15 protein-coding genes are annotated in these 16,679 nt (G+C 55.1%); 4 read left to right on the forward strand and 11 right to left on the reverse strand.

The window, feature by feature from the left end:
* Positions 1-153 precede the first annotated feature (153 nt).
* Positions 154-603, forward strand: a complete 450-nt coding sequence (gene mntR / locus O1V66_RS07165; protein WP_152623619.1) for a manganese-binding transcriptional regulator MntR — start codon at positions 154-156, stop codon at positions 601-603.
* Between the two features lie 161 nt (positions 604-764).
* Positions 765-1,907, forward strand: a complete 1,143-nt coding sequence (gene ampC / locus O1V66_RS07170; protein ID WP_269128232.1) for a class C beta-lactamase — start codon at positions 765-767, stop codon at positions 1,905-1,907.
* 62 nt (positions 1,908-1,969) lie between these two features.
* Here ampC and dld read toward each other — a convergent pair whose 3' ends face one another.
* On the reverse strand, positions 1,970-3,664 hold the full coding sequence (gene dld / locus O1V66_RS07175; RefSeq protein ID WP_045047836.1) for a D-lactate dehydrogenase: 1,695 nt from the start codon (positions 3,662-3,664) through the stop codon (positions 1,970-1,972).
* A 117-nt stretch (positions 3,665-3,781) separates the two neighbouring features.
* The gene (locus O1V66_RS07180; protein ID WP_045047835.1) at positions 3,782-4,591 is read right to left on the reverse strand and encodes a Cof-type HAD-IIB family hydrolase; all 810 of its coding nucleotides are present in this window, start codon (positions 4,589-4,591) and stop codon (positions 3,782-3,784) included.
* Positions 4,592-5,120: 529 nt separating this feature from the next.
* Here O1V66_RS07180 and fucP point away from each other — a divergent pair.
* Positions 5,121-6,365, forward strand: coding sequence for an L-fucose:H+ symporter permease (gene fucP / locus O1V66_RS07185; RefSeq protein ID WP_045047834.1), 1,245 nt, complete (start codon positions 5,121-5,123; stop codon positions 6,363-6,365).
* A gap of 41 nt (positions 6,366-6,406) precedes the next feature.
* On the opposite strand, the gene O1V66_RS07190 is transcribed toward fucP, so the two are convergent.
* Genes O1V66_RS07190 through O1V66_RS07205 form a run of 4 tightly spaced genes read right to left on the reverse strand, consistent with a single transcriptional unit; the run spans position 6,407 to position 11,413 of the window.
* A complete protein-coding gene (locus O1V66_RS07190; RefSeq protein ID WP_045047833.1) occupies positions 6,407-7,807 on the reverse strand; it encodes an efflux transporter outer membrane subunit in 1,401 nt (466 codons plus the stop codon).
* Positions 7,804-8,856: an HlyD family secretion protein gene (locus O1V66_RS07195; RefSeq protein ID WP_045047832.1), complete on the reverse strand. Its 1,053-nt coding sequence runs from the start codon at positions 8,854-8,856 to the stop codon at positions 7,804-7,806. The genes O1V66_RS07190 and O1V66_RS07195 overlap by 4 nt, the downstream gene beginning before the upstream one ends.
* 35 nt (positions 8,857-8,891) lie before the next feature.
* Entirely contained in the window at positions 8,892-10,421 is a 1,530-nt protein-coding gene (locus tag O1V66_RS07200; RefSeq protein WP_045047831.1) for an MFS transporter, read from the reverse strand.
* Positions 10,422-10,474: 53 nt separating this feature from the next.
* A complete protein-coding gene (locus O1V66_RS07205) occupies positions 10,475-11,413 on the reverse strand; it encodes a LysR family transcriptional regulator (RefSeq protein ID WP_241481402.1) in 939 nt (312 codons plus the stop codon).
* A gap of 212 nt (positions 11,414-11,625) precedes the next feature.
* Between O1V66_RS07205 and O1V66_RS07210 the strand changes: the two genes are divergently transcribed.
* A complete protein-coding gene (locus tag O1V66_RS07210; protein ID WP_045047830.1) occupies positions 11,626-12,405 on the forward strand; it encodes an L-threonylcarbamoyladenylate synthase in 780 nt (259 codons plus the stop codon).
* A gap of 68 nt (positions 12,406-12,473) precedes the next feature.
* On the opposite strand, the gene O1V66_RS07215 is transcribed toward O1V66_RS07210, so the two are convergent.
* The 5 genes from O1V66_RS07215 to O1V66_RS07235 form a co-directional block, all read right to left on the reverse strand.
* Entirely contained in the window at positions 12,474-13,376 is a 903-nt protein-coding gene (locus O1V66_RS07215; protein ID WP_045048203.1) for a LysR family transcriptional regulator, read from the reverse strand.
* 70 nt (positions 13,377-13,446) lie between these two features.
* The gene (locus O1V66_RS07220; protein WP_045047829.1) at positions 13,447-14,712 is read right to left on the reverse strand and encodes a chloride channel protein; all 1,266 of its coding nucleotides are present in this window, start codon (positions 14,710-14,712) and stop codon (positions 13,447-13,449) included.
* A 222-nt stretch (positions 14,713-14,934) separates the two neighbouring features.
* Positions 14,935-15,168 (reverse strand): tautomerase PptA, encoded by a 234-nt coding sequence (pptA, locus tag O1V66_RS07225; protein ID WP_045047828.1) that lies wholly within the window; start codon positions 15,166-15,168, stop codon positions 14,935-14,937.
* A gap of 101 nt (positions 15,169-15,269) precedes the next feature.
* Entirely contained in the window at positions 15,270-16,082 is an 813-nt protein-coding gene (locus O1V66_RS07230) for a c-type cytochrome (RefSeq protein ID WP_269128233.1), read from the reverse strand.
* Positions 16,052-16,666: a c-type cytochrome gene (locus tag O1V66_RS07235; RefSeq protein WP_269128234.1), complete on the reverse strand. Its 615-nt coding sequence runs from the start codon at positions 16,664-16,666 to the stop codon at positions 16,052-16,054. Before O1V66_RS07235 ends, O1V66_RS07230 begins: the two co-directional genes overlap by 31 nt.
* Between the last annotated feature and the right edge of the window lie 13 nt (positions 16,667-16,679).

Genomic DNA, 16,679 nt, shown 5'->3' on the forward strand with positions numbered 1-16,679 from the left:
CAGGCTATATTAGTTAGCCAAAGCAAAGTTATCAAAAATTGGTGGTTGCTCCCACTTGGTTTACAATGCTTCACATTACTGCGAAGAATTTGGCCGTAGTGGTGAGGTTTTTAAATAAGTAAAAAGCCATTGAGCAAGAAAAAGGCGGGCGTAGTGAAAAATAAGAAAGTAGGTCCATTGCTGGATGTGGAAGATCACGCTCAGGGCTTTTTACAGGTGCGCGAAGCGCATCGTCGGGAATTAATGGATGATTATGTCGAGCTGATTTCGGATCTGATTCAGGAATTTGGCGAGGCGCGACAGGTCGATTTAGCCGCGCGTCTTGGGGTTTCCCAGCCTACGGTGGCGAAAACGCTAAAACGTCTGGCCAGCGCCGGACTGGTACGCCAGTTACCCTATCGCGGGACCTTCCTGACCCCCGAAGGCGAAAAACTGGCGGCGGAAAACCGCGAACGTCACAATATCGTTGAAGCCTTCTTCATCGCACTGGGTATCAGCCCTGAAACCGCCCGTCTGGATTCAGAGGGTGTCGAGCACCATGTCAGCGACGAAACGCTGGAAGTGTTTAAACGTTTTACCGAGCAGCAAAACGCGGCCAGATAACGTCCGTTCAGCAATACTCATAAATAAATCATGAAAAAATCAGGAAGGCGTGAGCACCCTTCCTGATTTTTTTGGATTTTTCGTAGACTGGTTGGCTAATTTCCGTGCTTTTTGTGTTCCGACGCTTCCTATGCCACTTTTTTAACAAGGACTTCAATACGATGCCCCTTCGACGGATTGCCACAACCGCGCTGCTTCTTGCCATGATGGGCACGGCTCAGGCGCAAACGCCTCTGCGCGAGAAAATCGACCAGATAATAGAGCCCCTTATGCAGCGCTATCAGATACCCGGCATGGCGATTGCGGTCACGATTGACGGCAAGGAGCAGTTTTACAACTACGGCGTTGCGTCGAAAGCAACGGGTCAACCGGTGACCCAAACCACGCTGTTTGAGATTGGTTCTTTAAGTAAAACCTTTACCGCAACTCTCGCAAGCTGGGCGCAGCAGCAGGGGAAAATCCACTGGCAGGACCCGGCAAGCCGTTATCTTCCAGAATTACAAGGCACGGCGTTCGACCACATCAGTCTGTTAAATCTCGCTACACATACCTCCGGCCTGCCCCTGCTCGAGCCGGACGGCATTAAGGATATCCCGCACCTGATGCCCTGGTTGAAAGCCTGGCAGCCTGCGCAACCGGCGGGTCGGCAGCGTATTTATTCCAATATGGGGATCGGATTGCTGGGCATGCTTACGGCAAGGCGTCTGGAGCAACCGTTCACCGACGCAATGCAGCAACGGCTGCTTCCGGCGCTCGGAATGCATAACACCTTCATTCAGGTGCCCGAGAATAAAATGTCGGCATACGCTCAGGGCTATAACAAGCAGAATCAGCCAGTGCGGGTCAATCCGGGCGTGCTGGACGCCGAAGCCTATGGTCTGAAATCAGGGTCTGCCGACCTGATACGCTACCTGAATATCAATCTGCGTGCGCAGCCTGTCGAGGCGAGCTGGCAGGCGGCTATCGATGCCACGCATACGGGGTATTATCAGGTGGCGGACTTTACTCAGGATTTAATGTGGGAGAGTTATTCCTATCCCACCCCGCTTCCCACCTTGCTTGAGAACAACGGTGCGGCGATAATCACTCATCCGCAAAGGGCTTACGCTATTTCACCGCCGCAACCACCGCGTGAAGAGGCGATTTATAACAAGACCGGCTCAACTAATGGCTTCTCGACCTATGCGCTATTTGTGCCGGTCAAAAAGAGGGGCATTATCCTGCTTGCCAATAAATCCTATCCGAATGAAGCACGTGTTAAAGCCGCCCATGACATTCTGGCGGCGCAGGAGCACGGTTTCTGAGGGACAATGTCGACTCGGCTTTTGTGTCATTTACACACGCGAGCCGAGAGACAGGCCGCAGATCAGGCCCAGTATTTGTTTTTACTGGTTTTCCCGATGCCCGGATTGCAGCTGTTGGTTGGGTCAAGCTGGCGCATATGCTGCTCATAGTCAGAGGAAGCTTGATACTGATGGCCGACATTGTGTTCGGCCGGATACTTCGCCCCGCGCCGGTCCAGATATTCCAGCACTTCATGCTTGAACGCCACAGGATCAACACCCGGTTTGAGGATGTAATCCTGATGGTTTACAAAGCAGAAGAAATGCCCGCAGCAGGAATCTTCAAGCACCTGCGCCTGTAAATGCGGCGGCAAAATAATACGCCACTGGTCATCATTGCGGCGTAGAGCCACGTCAAAAGCCATTAGACGTTCGTTGGCGTCAATGCCCCAATAATCACAATAGGACACGGTGCAACCGCCGACCCCAAAGCGCACCAGAAAGGCGTCTTTCTCCTCGCGTTCATCGCAGGCAAAGAATTGACCCGTGTTATCGGCGAAGAACTGCCTCAGCAACCGCTGCAACTCCCCGGCAAAACGCACTTCGGTCTTGATCATCAAATGATGTTCGAACTGGTCGCGGTAGTTCAGGATGCGCTTCGCCACTCGTTTCGGCGTCAGGCTATTGACCTTTTGCAGCACTTTGTCCACGAGGTTCAGCGGCAGAAAACCGGCTTTTTTAACTCGTACATCCCACTGCGCTTTCTTTGCCATCAGCGAAGGTAAAGACTCCGGCCCCAGTCGATCAACAGCCCAATACACGTGTTTTGAATAACGCACGGTCAGATCAAAGGCGTTGCGATGGATATATTCTGCCTGCTGCGGCAGTTCCTTGAGGTTTTGCAACAGCGTGCGACGCAGTGCGACCAGCTCTTTTTCGTCGTTGGTGCCAATATAGAACGTCTGGGTTTCGTCGCCGCGTTCAAACGTCGAAAGACGCACGGCGAAGACCGCCACCTTGCCCGCACTGCCTGCGCTGTCGTGCAGATACTGCACATTGCCGTTGAAACGGGTCGGACTGTCGGCCTCGACATCGCGGATAACGTTCGCGTAGTCATCGGCCCAGATTTTGCCGTCCCAGTCGCTCTGCGTGCCGGTGGTGTAATCCTGCTTTTCGAGGCGGGCTATCATCTCTTCAGGCGTTGTGCCGAGATCAACGCCAAGATGATTGACCAATGACAGCGTGCCGTCCCGATCGATTTGTGCAAACAGCGATTTTTCGGTAAAGGCCGGCCCGCGACGGATAAGCGACCCACCGGAATTGTTGCACACGCCGCCCACGACCGACGCGCCGATACAGGACGAACCAATCACCGAATGCGGCTCTTTCTGATGCGGTTGCAGGGCTTTTTCCAGTTCGGTCAAGGTGCTGCCGGGGAAGGCTATCACCTGACGCGCGTCGTCGATGACCTGCACGCCCTTGATTCGGCGGGTGCTGACAATAATGACCTCGCGGTCGTAATCGTCGCCATCCGGCGTGGACCCGCCGGTAACGCCCGTATTGGACGCCTGCATGAGGATGATTTTGTCGCAGGCGACACAGGCTTTGAGAATGTGCCAGAGTTGCAGCAGCGAATCGGGAATGGCGACGGCGAGCGCCTTGCCGTGACCGACCCGGAATCCCCTGGTGTAATAAGCCTTGTCATTTTCACCGGTCAGCAGCTGTTCAGCAGATAAAAATTGCTGTAGCTGGGGAATAATATCTTTAGCCTTGTCCATTTGACCCTCTCCAAATGCCGCATAATAAATCGCGGCGAGTATTTCGATTAATTATTCTTTCTTTATAGCGATTTTATTACCGAGTCAGAATAGTCGTACCGAAAAACTTTCTTTGAACTAAAACGGCGCATCCCCGTTTATTACGCGTGCTATCACATTCAAGGCGCCCTGCTGATTATTGCTCTCGGTCGAATAGCTTGCGACTTCCGCCACCGCAGGACTGGCATTGGCCATGGCGAAGCTGTAACGGGCGTGACGCAGCATTTCTATGTCATTGTCGCTGTCGCCGATAGCCACCACATCGTCTTCATGAATGCCCCATCGCGCCTGCAACAAACTCAACCCGTTGGCCTTGTGCAGTCCGGGTACGATCAGGTCGATAAATCCAAAACCGCTGCTGACCGGCTGCGTAATGTCGCCCACCGCCGACGCCAGTTTTTTAAGCAACGTAGGAATCACTTCATTTTGCACACCCAGAGAAAACTTGAAGATAATGTCGTCAACCTCTGAGAAATCCTCGACTTTTTTCAGTCGGCGATAATGGTTGGACATCTTGTCGACAACCGCCTGCGGCATTGAGGTATGCGCATAGGCACTGTTTTTGCCGCAGACGATCAGGTGGATGTCTGGAATAGCCGCCAGCACGTCGAGAATGCGAGCCACCTCTTCACGGGCAAACTTGCCGCAGTGGATCTCCTCACCGGCATCGACGACATAGGCACCGTTTTCGGCGACAAAGGCGATGTCGTGCTGGATAGCCTCGAAATAATGCACCAGCTGATAATACTGATTGCCGCTCGCTACCACGAAGCGAATGCCGCGTTCCTTTAATTGGGCATATTGCGCCATAAAGCGCGTTTTATCGTAACGTTTCTCGTCGTCAAGAAAGGTTCCGTCCATATCTACAGCAATCAATTTAATCGGCATGGGGATTCCGTCGGTGGCAAAATTAATAAGAAAAGGTAAGCCGGTTATCTCATGGCAACCGTGTGGTCAAAGCGTATCAAAACCCTTTTCATTCCTCTAATCCAAACTTTAGCCTATTCGATTTTGCGTTGATTTACGCCCGCTTTTTTGAAGAAATTCGCAAGCTTGTTCCTGTTTGACCTCCCTGCTTAACGGCCACTTATGAGATCTAGATCACAAATATAGTAATAGGGCGCGCCTATTCCCTGTACAAATAGTGACTAACATGCACTAACGCATTGTTATTGAAATACATTTTTACTTCTTCAACCAAAAACCAAATGGCTGCTTTACCGGGCATCGCTTGTCTTACTTTCAAGTTTATGTAATCTTTCGCTCGCAAAAAAATGTGCGCCAAGTCACCTTTCTACGCGTGTGTCATTGCCATCAGGGTCAGATAACGATGCCAAGTCGGGCATCGGCATTTTATCGTCGAGTCAGAGGCGCCAATGGGCGAATAATCTGACAGTTACAGGTAACAGGAATTTACATGAACGACAAAACTACAAGTTACAAAGGGCCGCTGGCTCTGCTAACTGCACTGTTCTTTATGTGGGGCTTAATCACCTCACTGAATGATATTCTGGTCCCGCACCTGAAATCCTTGTTCGAATTAAGCTACGTGCAGGCGTCACTGGTTCAGTTCTGCTTCTTCGTTGCCTATTTTGTCATGTCCTATCCTGCCGGAAAGGTGGTCAGCAAGTTTGGTTACAAGGCCGGGATCATCATGGGTCTGCTGGTCGCCGCGGCCGGTTGTGTCCTGTTTTATCCGTCGGCTTCCCTGCGTTCTTATCCCCTGTTCCTGCTGTCGCTGTTCATTCTGGCCTCTGGTTTGACACTGCTTCAGGTAGCGGCCAACCCGTTTGTAAACTCGCTGGGTACGGCAGAAACGGCCGCCAGCCGTTTGAACCTGACTCAGGCATTCAATGCGCTCGGCACCACGCTCGGCCCGATTCTGGGCGGCATGTTTATCCTTTCGGCCGTTGTGCTGGGCGCTGACCAGATTAACCAGCTGCCGGCGGACCAGTTGCAGCAGTATTACGCCAGCGAGTCGGCCTCCGTGCAGATGCCTTATCTGGTGCTGACGGCGCTGCTTATCCTTATCGCCATCGTCATTAAATTCAGCAAGCTCCCGGTGCTGAGCAATGAAATCGAACAGGATGATGGCAAAGAGCACAGCCTGTGGAAGAAAAAGCATCTGGTGCTGGGCGTTATCGGTATCTTTGCCTACGTGGGCGCGGAAGTGTCCATTGGCAGCTACCTGATAAGCCTGCTTGAACGCCCGGATATCGCTGCCCTTTCTGCCGTGGAAGCGAGTCACAAGCTGGCCCTTTACTGGGGTGGCGCGATGGTTGGCCGCTTCATCGGCAGCGTGTTGATGACCCGCATCAAGGCCAATCGCCTGCTGGCGTTCAACGCGTTTGTCGTGGTGTTGCTGATTGCGTCGGCCATCCTGATGCGCGGTACATTCAGCATGTGGGCTATCCTTTCCGTCGGCCTGTTCAACTCCATCATGTTCCCGACCATTTTCTCGCTGGCGCTGAACAAACTGGGTGGGCTGACCGGTCGCGCGTCTGGCGTACTGTGCATGGGTATCGTTGGCGGTGCCGTGATGCCTATCGTGCAGGCCGCCGTGGCGGACCACGTCTCCTTGCTGGTTTCCTTCGTCGTGCCGCTGGTGTGTTATATCTACATCGCCTGGTACGGCTGCCGGGGTTACAGACCCGGCCACTAAGGGTTTACGTCGGCTCTCTTGCGGGAGCCGACGTCGTTCTCCTACCATCCTCCTCCCAACGCCTTGTAAATCCGCACCATCGACAACGACACATCGGCATCGCTTGCCACCTGCGCCTGCTGGGCATTCAACAGCGCCTGCTGCACCGTCAGGACATTCAGAAAATCAGTCGCGCCCGCCACATACTGTTTTTGGGCCGCATCAAGTGCAAGCCGATCGTTTTCGACCACGGTATTCAACTGCGAGCGCTGCTGCTGATAGGTGTCGTAATCCACCAGGGCATCGTCAACTTCATGCCAGGCTTTCAATACCGTACGCTGAAAATTTACTGCCGCCTCCTGCTGCTGCGCCTTGCGCAACGCCAGTTGCCCCCGCAAACGTCCTCCTTCAAAGATAGGCAACGATAAACTCGGCCCAAAGCTGAAGAAGTGCGCGCCCCAATTTCCGAGCTGACTAAATTGCATTGCCTGAAGCCCGACGTCTCCGGTCAAGGTTAAGCGTGGATAAAAATCGGCAGTCGCCACGCCAATATCGGCCGTTGCGGCATGCAGTTTAGCCTCGGCTGCGCGAATATCCGGTCGACGACGAACGAGTTCGGACGGTAGCCCGACAGGCACTTTTTCAGGCGTCGGCGGTACTGCGCGGCTTGCCGTAAGTTCGGTTTTCAACGCGCCCGGCGGTTCGGCAAGCAAAAAACTCAGGGCATTCAGAAGACGAGACTGCTGCTGATCGAGCATCGGCAAACGCGCCTGAATCAGTGCCACCTGCGCCCGTGCTTCGGCCCCTTCCAGCCGCGTTGCGACACCGTCACGCATCTTGACTTCGGTGAGCTTGAGGCTGTGACGCGCAAGCGCCAGATTCTGTTCCGTGGTCGCCCGCTGCGCCTGTAAGCTGCGCAGTTGAATATAGTCACTCGCCGTCTCGGCCTGCACCGTCAGCAGCACGTCGCGACGCAGTTCGGCACTGGCTTCGACTGACGCGTCGGCCGACTCCAACTCACGCCGCACTCGTCCCCACATATCGACTTCCCAAGAGACATCCATGCCCGGCTGCCAGACGCTGTAGGCTTTCTTGCCCTCAAGCCCCGAAATATCCTGAAGCCCCTCTTCACTGTTGCGGGCGCGCTGCGCACTGGCCGTGCCGGTGACCGTCGGCGTGCTGTCGCCGGATACGATTTGCCGTGCTGCCCGAGCCTGCAAAAGTCGGGCGCCTGCGGCGCGCAAATCGAGATTGCTGCGCGTCGAACGGGCAATCAGCTGGTCGAGCTGCGGGTCATGAAACAGGGTCCACCAGCGGGCATCGACAGACGTTCCTACCGGCTGGCTTTCGGCGATGCCCTGCGGCCACGCGGCGGGCGCTTTACTAGTGGGTGGTGTAAAATCGGGCCCTACCATACAGCCGCTCAACAACGTAATGCCCAATGCTAGACAAACGGGTTTCATAACGTCTTGCTCCCCGTTGCCGCCGTATGAATGGTGGCTTCGACGGCCATGCCGACCAGCAGCCGTTCGGCCTGATGCTGACCGGCGTCAAGCCGGATTTTCACCGGGATCCGCTGAACCACCTTGGTGAAATTCCCCGTGGCGTTGTCCGGCGTGATAGGCGAAAAAGTCAGTCCCGTTGCAGGGGCGAAGCTGTCAACGACGCCGTGCAGCGTCTTGCCTCCCAGACTGTCGACACGGATATCGACCGGCTGCCCTGCATGCACCTGTGCAAGCTGCGTCTCCTGAAAATTGCCCACGACATAGGCGCGATTGAGCGGGACCAGCGCCAGCAGCGGATTACCCGGCGTCACGTAGGCGCCCTCCCGCGCCGTGCGTTTTCCCACCCAGCCATCGATCGGGGCGACAATTCGGGTATAGGAGAGCGTCAGTTGCGCAGTTTCGAGCGCGGCCTGTGCGCGTTTCAATTCACCGGCTGCGCGTTCGCTCTCTGCCCTCAAGATGGCGGTTTTTTCCTGTGCGGCGTTGAGCGTGGCTTTGTCGCGCGCGACGTTTGCCTGTGCGGTATCTATTCTTGAGCGCGCCAACTGAGCATTTTGCCTGCTGCCCGCCCCCTGCGCGGCGAGGTCGAGATAGCGGGCGAGGTCCGCTTTGGCAAAGACAAAATTCGCCTGACTGGCCGAGAGCGCCGCCGCGGCCTGCGCGATAATCGACTGCTGCTGCACCAGACTTGCCTGCGCATTCAAGACCATCGCCTGCTGCACCTGTACCTCGGCCTGCACGGCATTCAAGGCGGCGCGCGCATCGCGGTCGTCGATTTCAACCAGCATCTGTCCCCGATGCACAAACTGGTTATCTTCCACCCCGACATGCAGAACCTGCCCGGTAATGCGTGGCGTAACCAGGGTATAGTCCGCGCTGACGAAGGCATCATTGGTGGTTTGATCGGCGGTCGGTGAAATAAGCTTCATGCCCGTCAGCACCAGCACCATCACGCCTAGGCCAGCAAGGGCTACTACCTTGTTTTTCTTGAGTAAATTTTGTGTCATTGAACAACCCTGAATAAAAGAAATATTATCGAAAATTACGATCCGGCCACGGGCCGCGGCGGAAACACGCGCGTCGCCATCATCGGAATAAAGACCACCAGCCCGAGCGTCAGGAGCGTCATCACCCGGTAAACATCGGCCGAGGCGAGAACCAGCGCCTGAGCCCGGACCTGCTCGGCCAGATTCTCCAGCCCGAGCGAACCCGGCGTGAATGCGGTCCGATTGCCCCACTGATCCAGCAAAATGTTGGAGTGAAAATGTTCACGAAACGTGGTGAGGCCTTCCAGCACGCCTGTGCCGACCACCGCCGCCATACCTTTTACCGTATTGAACCACGCGGAAGCAGAAGGCCCCTCGATCGGCGGCAGGCCGTTGGTTGCCAGCATCAGTAGCGGAATGACGGCCATCGGTTGAGCCAGAATCTGCAACATTTGCAGGCCATAGAAGTTGTTGCGGATCCAGTCGGAGGTCATAGCGCTGCCGAGATAACAGGTAACGGCAATCAGACTCAGTCCCGCTGCCAATACCCAGCGGCAATCAATCTTCGGCACGTTGCAAAGCGCGGAAACCAGCGGCAAGGCGGCAAGCTGACCCAGCGCCACATACAAAGCCAGAGGAGCCGTCTGAAGCGGACGATATCCCTGCACCTCGGCCAGATAACCGGCCGGAATGCCCGGAATCGCCACCAGAATGATCAATACGCCGCCGAGAGTAATCAGCGAAAACAACAGATTGCGGCGTGCAAGCTGCTGAACCTTGAAAAATGGCAGCGGATGAAACCATTCATTGACAAAGAAAAGCGTCAGGCAGGCCAGGCCAAGCAACAGCGTGTGACTGATAAACGGCGAGTCGAGCCAGCCAAGCCGGGTTCCCTGTTCAAGCACCACCACAAGCGACGTGAACGCCGGAAACCCCAGCAGCAACCCAAGCCAGTTAAACTGTTTGAACCGCTCGAGGCGCAGAGGATCCTGCGGAATGCCCCAGGAAACGGCGGCCATTGCCAGCAGACATAGCGGCACTATCTGCCAGAACGCCCAGCGCCAGCCAACATATTCCGTCCACAGTGCGGCAAGCGGCGTACCCAGATTCGGCCCAAAGGTTGCCGTCAGCGCGTAGGCACCCAATCCATAGAGCTTGATACCGGGAGGCAGGAATCGTAGTGCCACGCTCATCAGCATCGGCGGCAGGCAGCCACCAAAAAGCCCTTGCAGCGCGCGCAAGACATACAGCATGTGCAGATTCGGCGCCAGCGGGCAGGCTATGCCGAGAAGCATGAAGATGCCGGTAACGCCCAGCGTGAAACGCCGTAGCGACAGGGTTGCCGAAAACCACGGCGCGAAGGCCATCGCGGCGACTTGCGTGGCTTCATAGAGTGTGGTGAGCCAACTGCCCTCGTCGTGGCTTATCGACATGGCTCCACGGACATCCATCATGGCGATATCGGTCACGTGTTCATTAAGTCCGGCAACCAGCGACGCCAGCAGAACGCCGAGAAGTCCGGTCAGGATGCGCAGTGTAAAGCTCCCGGCAGGCGCGGCTGGCCGGGATTGCGCCTTGATTTGCATGGTATATCCTCTCCCATTGATTGAGGGGCTCAGTCTAGGGAGAGTTCAGGAATTCAGAAATTGCCTTCTTTGCACGCGAGGCGTGCGTCTGGCGCACGGATACACAGGTCATGCACGATGCGGCGGAACCAGCGGTGTGCCGCATCGCTTTGAAAACGCGGATGCCATGCCTGCACAATGGGAATGTTGTCGACGTCGAACGGCAGCGCAAAGGCGCGCAGGCGGATACCCATTTTCTGAACGGCATGCACCACGTGTTCAGGCAACGGCAGGATCAAATCCGAATGGCCGAGCGAGAACACGCCGGAATGAAAGGTAGGCACTACCAGCGAAACGTGTCGCGTCAGACCCAGTTCCGCAAGCCGCTCATCGATGGGGCCGCGAGCGCGACCACGTCGAGAGACGCTTATCTGCTCGAAGGTCGCGAAACGCTCGGGGGTGATTGGCTGGTCGAATATCGGGTGCGCTTCACGCGCCAGCCCCATAAAGCGGGTAGTGAACAGGGTTTGCAGGTGAATGTCGTCGGCAAATGGCCGCATGGCGCTGATATACAGGTCGACCTTGCCTTCATTCAGACCGTTTTCATCAGTGTGGCTTTCGGGCGTGAAACGCAGGCCGACATTCGGGGCCTCCTGCCGCAGGCGGGCCAGCAACTCGCCGCCGAAGGCGCTGATAAACACGTCGTTGGCATGCAGGGTGAAGGTTCGCGTCAGTTGGGTAACATCGAGAATGTTTTCGGGCTGCAACAGGTTTACCGCGTTGTGCAGCGTCTGCTGTACCTGTTCGCGCAGCGCCAGCGCTCGGGGCGTAGGCACCAGCGAGCGTCCGACCTTGACCAGAACAGGATCATTTAACTGTTGCCGGATACGACCCAGCGTGCGGCTCATGGCGGGCGCGCTGAGATTCATACGGCGGGCCGCACCCACCACGGACCCCTCTTCCAGCAGCGCATCAAGCGCAATAATCAGATTTAAATCAGGGAGTTTCATCATAAGGCATCGCGTTGGCAGAATGCTTTTTTATAGCATGCCCAGCATTTGCCGACTAGCAGGATTAGCGCCCTTCTCGCATCGATTGTTGCTGCAATGAAACAATCGTCAAATTTAAAGATTGATACTCGCAGTTTAGAAAAAATGCGGTAGGATGATTTCACTGGTTCGGAAACACCGAATATCTTCATCACTTGCTTTTGGAAGGGTCGACAATGTCTAGCAAAAAAATTCAATGGAATGGCGCGTTACAGCCTGAAGCAGTAGAAATTCTGTCCAAAGACGGCGGCATGATTGTTTGCCCGACCAAAGTCGGCTACATCATCATGACCTCCGATGCCAAAGGTCTGGATCGTAAATTCGAAGCCAAAGAGCGTAACCGCAACAAGCCGGGCGTGGTGCTGTGCGGTTCACTGGAGCAGTTGAAATCCCTGGCGCAGCTGAACCCTGAAATCGAAGCGCTGTATCAGCAGCACTGGGACAAAGACATTTTGCTGGGCTGCATCCTGCCATGGAAAGAAGACGCCAAGGCACGCATTCCTGACGACGGCTCCAAAACCATGATGATGGACAAGCGCGACACCAGCTGCTTTGTTATCAAGTTCGGCAAGCCTGGCGAAATTCTGGCGAAAGAGCTGTGGGAAAACCACGGTAAATTCTCCTTCGCAAGCTCTGCCAACCCATCCGGCAAAGGCAACCGCGGCAAGGTAGAAGGTATTGGCGAGCGTATCGAATCACACGCCGACCTTATCATTGAAGCCAATGAATACGTGACCTCCATTCAGCCAAACGAAACCGAGAAGACCCGCTATGAGCAGGGTGTGATGGTGTCGATGGTCGATGACAACGGTACGCTGGTTCCAGAGCAAAAAGGTCAGCGCAGCGTGACCCCTTGCCCAATTCTTATCCGTAAAGGTCTGGATGTCGATAAAATCATGTCTATCATGTCTGATATTTTCCTGACATGGGATTACCGTCAGGGTAATTACTACTAAGTTCTGCTAGCACTTGGTCAGTAAACATGAAAACGGGTGCCCTTTGGCACCCGTTTTATTCTTTAGAGTCAGCCATAATTCTGCCGCAGCTTTCTCTCCAAATCATCGACAAACAGCCTTACTCTGGCCGACAGCATATTCTCCGATTTAAACAGTACCCATGAATGATAGGTATCCATCTTCCAGTCCGGCAGTAAACGCACCAGTTTGCCCTCTTTCACCGACTCCTGGGCAATGTAGTCCGGCAGATAGGCAATACCCGCGCCCGCCGTGGCCGAACTCATGAGCGCGACGCTGTTGTTGACGCGAAAACGGCTGCGCACGTCGATATCCAGCTTCTGCTTGTCTTTGTAAAACGGTAGCGAAATGGTGTGGGCCGGACCCCGAAACAGGATGTAGTCATGGCGCGGCAGATCCTCGGGTTTACTGATTTTCGCCAGTCGCGCGACATAGTTCGGCGCGGCATAGAGTCCCCAGGTAATGGGAATCAGCGGTTTAATCTGCGCACTTTCGGGTTTGTCGCGGGTAATCACGATGGCGAGATCAAAGAGTTCCTCGGCCATATTCACCGGTCGATCGGTCAGGTCGAGATCCACGTTGACGTGAATATTGTTATTAATGAACTGGTTCAGGACCGGCACAATACATTGGCAGCCAAAGGTGACCGGTGCCGTGACTCGCAGATTGCCGATCGGTTCTTCATGAAAATGGCGGATAAAGTGTTCCGCGCCCTTGATTTCATTGAGAATACGATTGCAGTACTGGTAATAGCGCATCCCGACTTCCGTCACCGCAATCTTGCGCGTGGTGCGGGTCAGCAACTGCGCGCCCAATCTGACCTCGAGGCTGGCAATTTCACGACTCACCGACGATTTCGACAGTCGCAGCGACTGCGCGGCTTCGGTAAAACTGAGTGTTTCCACCACGCGGGCGAAGACCACCATCGCGGTCAGATTTTCAATATTGTCCATAGAGGGTTTCAAGATCAGTAAAATAAACGCAATAAGGTAAAATAACACAATTCATTGCCGGACCCGACCTTCAATCCCCGAACCTTTTGTTCATCAAGGCGCTGGTAGCAACCGATCCGGTTACCGCAAAGAGTATCGGGATCAGGAAGTCATGATTGACGCGGGTGAACTCCAGAATCAGCACCACGGCGGTTATCGGCATTTTCATCGAAGTGGCAAGAAACGCCGCCGCACCGATAATGGCAAATGCGCCAAGCGACGTGCCGGGCAAAAAATGATTCCACGCAATGCCAAGAATGCAGGCCAGCAAAGCGCCATTGGACAGCCCCGGTGTCAACAGCCCGCCTTCTGCCCCCGAGCGTAAACTGCCCCAGATAATCAGCAGCTTCAGAATCAATAAACTCAACGCGAGGTAAAGCATCATTTCATTGCTGAAACTAATTTGCGCCGGCCCTTTGCCGTTGCCGAGCAGTTCAGGAAAAGCCACTGACAGCAGGCCTATCAAGGTAAAATTCAACAGACAGAACACCGGCATCTGCCAATTGCGTTTGGCCTGTTTGCGCGCGCGCGTCATCACCCGGCTAAACAGATTGGCGGCAACGCCAAACAGCGGCCCGCACAGTACCGACCAGATAATGAGATCCCGCGTGATAGACAGCGCGGGCAAGTGATATTGCGATTCATTGCCCAACCCCGCCCATGCCACCAGTGCCGCAATCGCCGAAGTACAGACGGCAGGCAGCAGCAACGGCCAGCTAAAAGCGCCAAGCAGCACTTCCAGCGTAAACACCGCGCCGCCCAGCGGAACATTGTAAACCGCAGCCAATCCTGCGCCTGCGCCGCAGGCTACCATTATCCGCGTCTCTGACTGGGTCAGGCGAAAACGCTGCGAAAGCCAGGTCGCGCCAATCGCCCCGACTTCACGCGGGGCCACTTCACGACCCAACGGCGAACCCAGCGCAACGGTGACAATCTGCAACAGCGCGTGGCAGAGCGTGGCGAAGAAAGGCATCGGCATTGCCGGATTTTTCACCGCATTGGCGATACTGACCAGCGGTTTACCGAAACGGTAAAGCAGATACCAGCCGAGTCCGGCCACGCCCCCGCACATAATCAGAACGCCAATGCGCCGAAACGCGTTGGCGGCGCTGACGCCCTGTAAAAAACTCTCCTCGCTGATGATGGCGTTCGGGCTGTAGCCAAAAGCCGCATGCTGGATGGCGTGCAGCAGTAACGCCAGCAACATGCCGCCAATACCGGCTGCCACGCCGGTCAGTAGGGTGGCGAAAACCAGCGTCGTGGTGCGGCTTTTTGTTTCAACCTGAGGATCGGTCATGGATATTCCCTGTAAGCAAGACAGTGTTAGGTCACTTTAAATTAAGGAAATTATAACGTTGAAGGCGTGAATGGCACTGCAATGGCCGGAAGAATGTCGGCAATAAGTTAAATGCTTTTAAAACATGAAGGGAATAAACGGCGATATAGCAAGGCATGGCATCAAAATAAACAGCAACAGTCCGCCCAAGGCTGGCACTGTTGCTGTGGGTCTGGCGTGCGATTAGTCGAGTTTATAACCCGGCTTTTTCACCAGTTTATCGAGGTGCGCCATGATGATAGGGTCGTAAACTTCACTCTTCCAGCTATCTTTTGGAATTTCGTTCAGGCGGATGGAGACAGAATCGTCAGTGCTGCCGAAATGTTTTTTCAGCACGGCGATGATATCTTCAGACACCGCGTTTTGCTGCTCTTCGGTCAGGTTACGAGTAATAAATTTCAAGTCAACATGTGGCATTACGGCTCTCCGAGAAAAGGGTTATCCCCATAAATTTGTTCAGTATCTTACAGGGATAAACCAGTAAAAGACGATCACTCTGTGCGAGCGAGGTCTTCCGTTTAGTGTTTCTTACGTAAGCGTAGCAAGCCGAACAGAATCAGCAACACCACAATGGCCCCGCCAATCATCAGCGCGTTGACGTAACGCACAATGAAAGGCTGCGCGCCGCCCTGTCGCAAGGCTTTTACCTGCTCGGCGGTCACCGAATCGTTAACCTGCCCAAACTGCGTGCGCACATAGCTGCTGACGGCGGCTATCTGCGCGTCATTCATCTGCTGCCCAAAGGCCGGCATGCCGACGTCGATATCGTTGCCCTTGCGTTCGATGCCGTTAACTACCGTCATCACCAGGTTTTGCGGCGTCGCGCCGGTCACCGCGGTATTGTGAGTCAGCGAAGGATAGAAGTTGTCCTTTGTGCCCTGACCTTCAATACCGTGACAGCTGGCACAGGCACCGTTATACAGCTCGGCGCCATTTATGCTTGAACTGTCGGCCAGTGAAGACTGACTGCCCTGACCTTTGACGACCTGATTGATATCCGTCGCCGCAGGCGGCGTATCAAGTTTGGCCGCAACCGGCGTGGAAACCGGCGGCACCTGACGGATCCACGCGGCAATGGCATTCAGGTCACTGTCATCGAGATGACGGAAACTGTGCTCCACCGCTTCGCCCATCGGGCCTGCCGCCTGCGCCTTGCCTGCAAGATGGCCGGTTTTGAGATACGTGACAATGTCACTCTGCGTCCAGTCGGCAATGCCGGATTTATCCGGTGTGATATTGGGCGCATACCAGCCGCCAAGCGGACTGCCCGCCAGATTCTGGCTGCTGTCTTCGGCCATCATCATGTTGCGGGGGTATGACAGGTGCTGCAATGCCCCAGCACATCGACCAGATATTTCCCGCGATTCAACTCGTCCGTTGCGCCCTCGCGCTTTTCAAACGGCTTGTCGCTGCGATAAAGCAGGTTCCAGCCCCACATGATCTGGCGAATATTGAACGGAAATGCGAGGTCGGTTTTCTCGGCTGCCGGCTGGTCGTAGGGCTTCACACCCTGCATAAAATAGGTGTACAGCGCGTGCATATCTTCATCGGAAATCGCGTGATACGCCGTGTAGGGCATCGCCGGATACAGATTGCTGCCGTCGGCTGCCACGCCACGGCGCACCGCGTCGGCAAACTGCTGCTCGGTGTAATTACCGATACCGTATTGCTTTGACGGCGTGATGTTGCTGGAAATTATCCGCCCCATCGGCGAATCAATCGCATAGCCGCCCGCGTAGGACGCGCCGTCCTCATGCAACGGACGGTGACAGGCCCCGCAGTCGGCTGCGACGGCGAGATACTCGCCTTTCTTTATCAACTGCGCCGTGGAATCTTCCGCGGCAAGCGCAGAGGTTGCGCCAAAAATACCGGCCGCAAGCGCTGCGGCGGTCAAAATCCTGTGTGTGGTTTTCATCTCGTCTCCCCGC

Origin of the sequence: Rouxiella chamberiensis (assembly GCF_026967475.1) — a bacterium.
Classification (GTDB): domain Bacteria; phylum Pseudomonadota; class Gammaproteobacteria; order Enterobacterales; family Enterobacteriaceae; genus Rouxiella; species Rouxiella chamberiensis.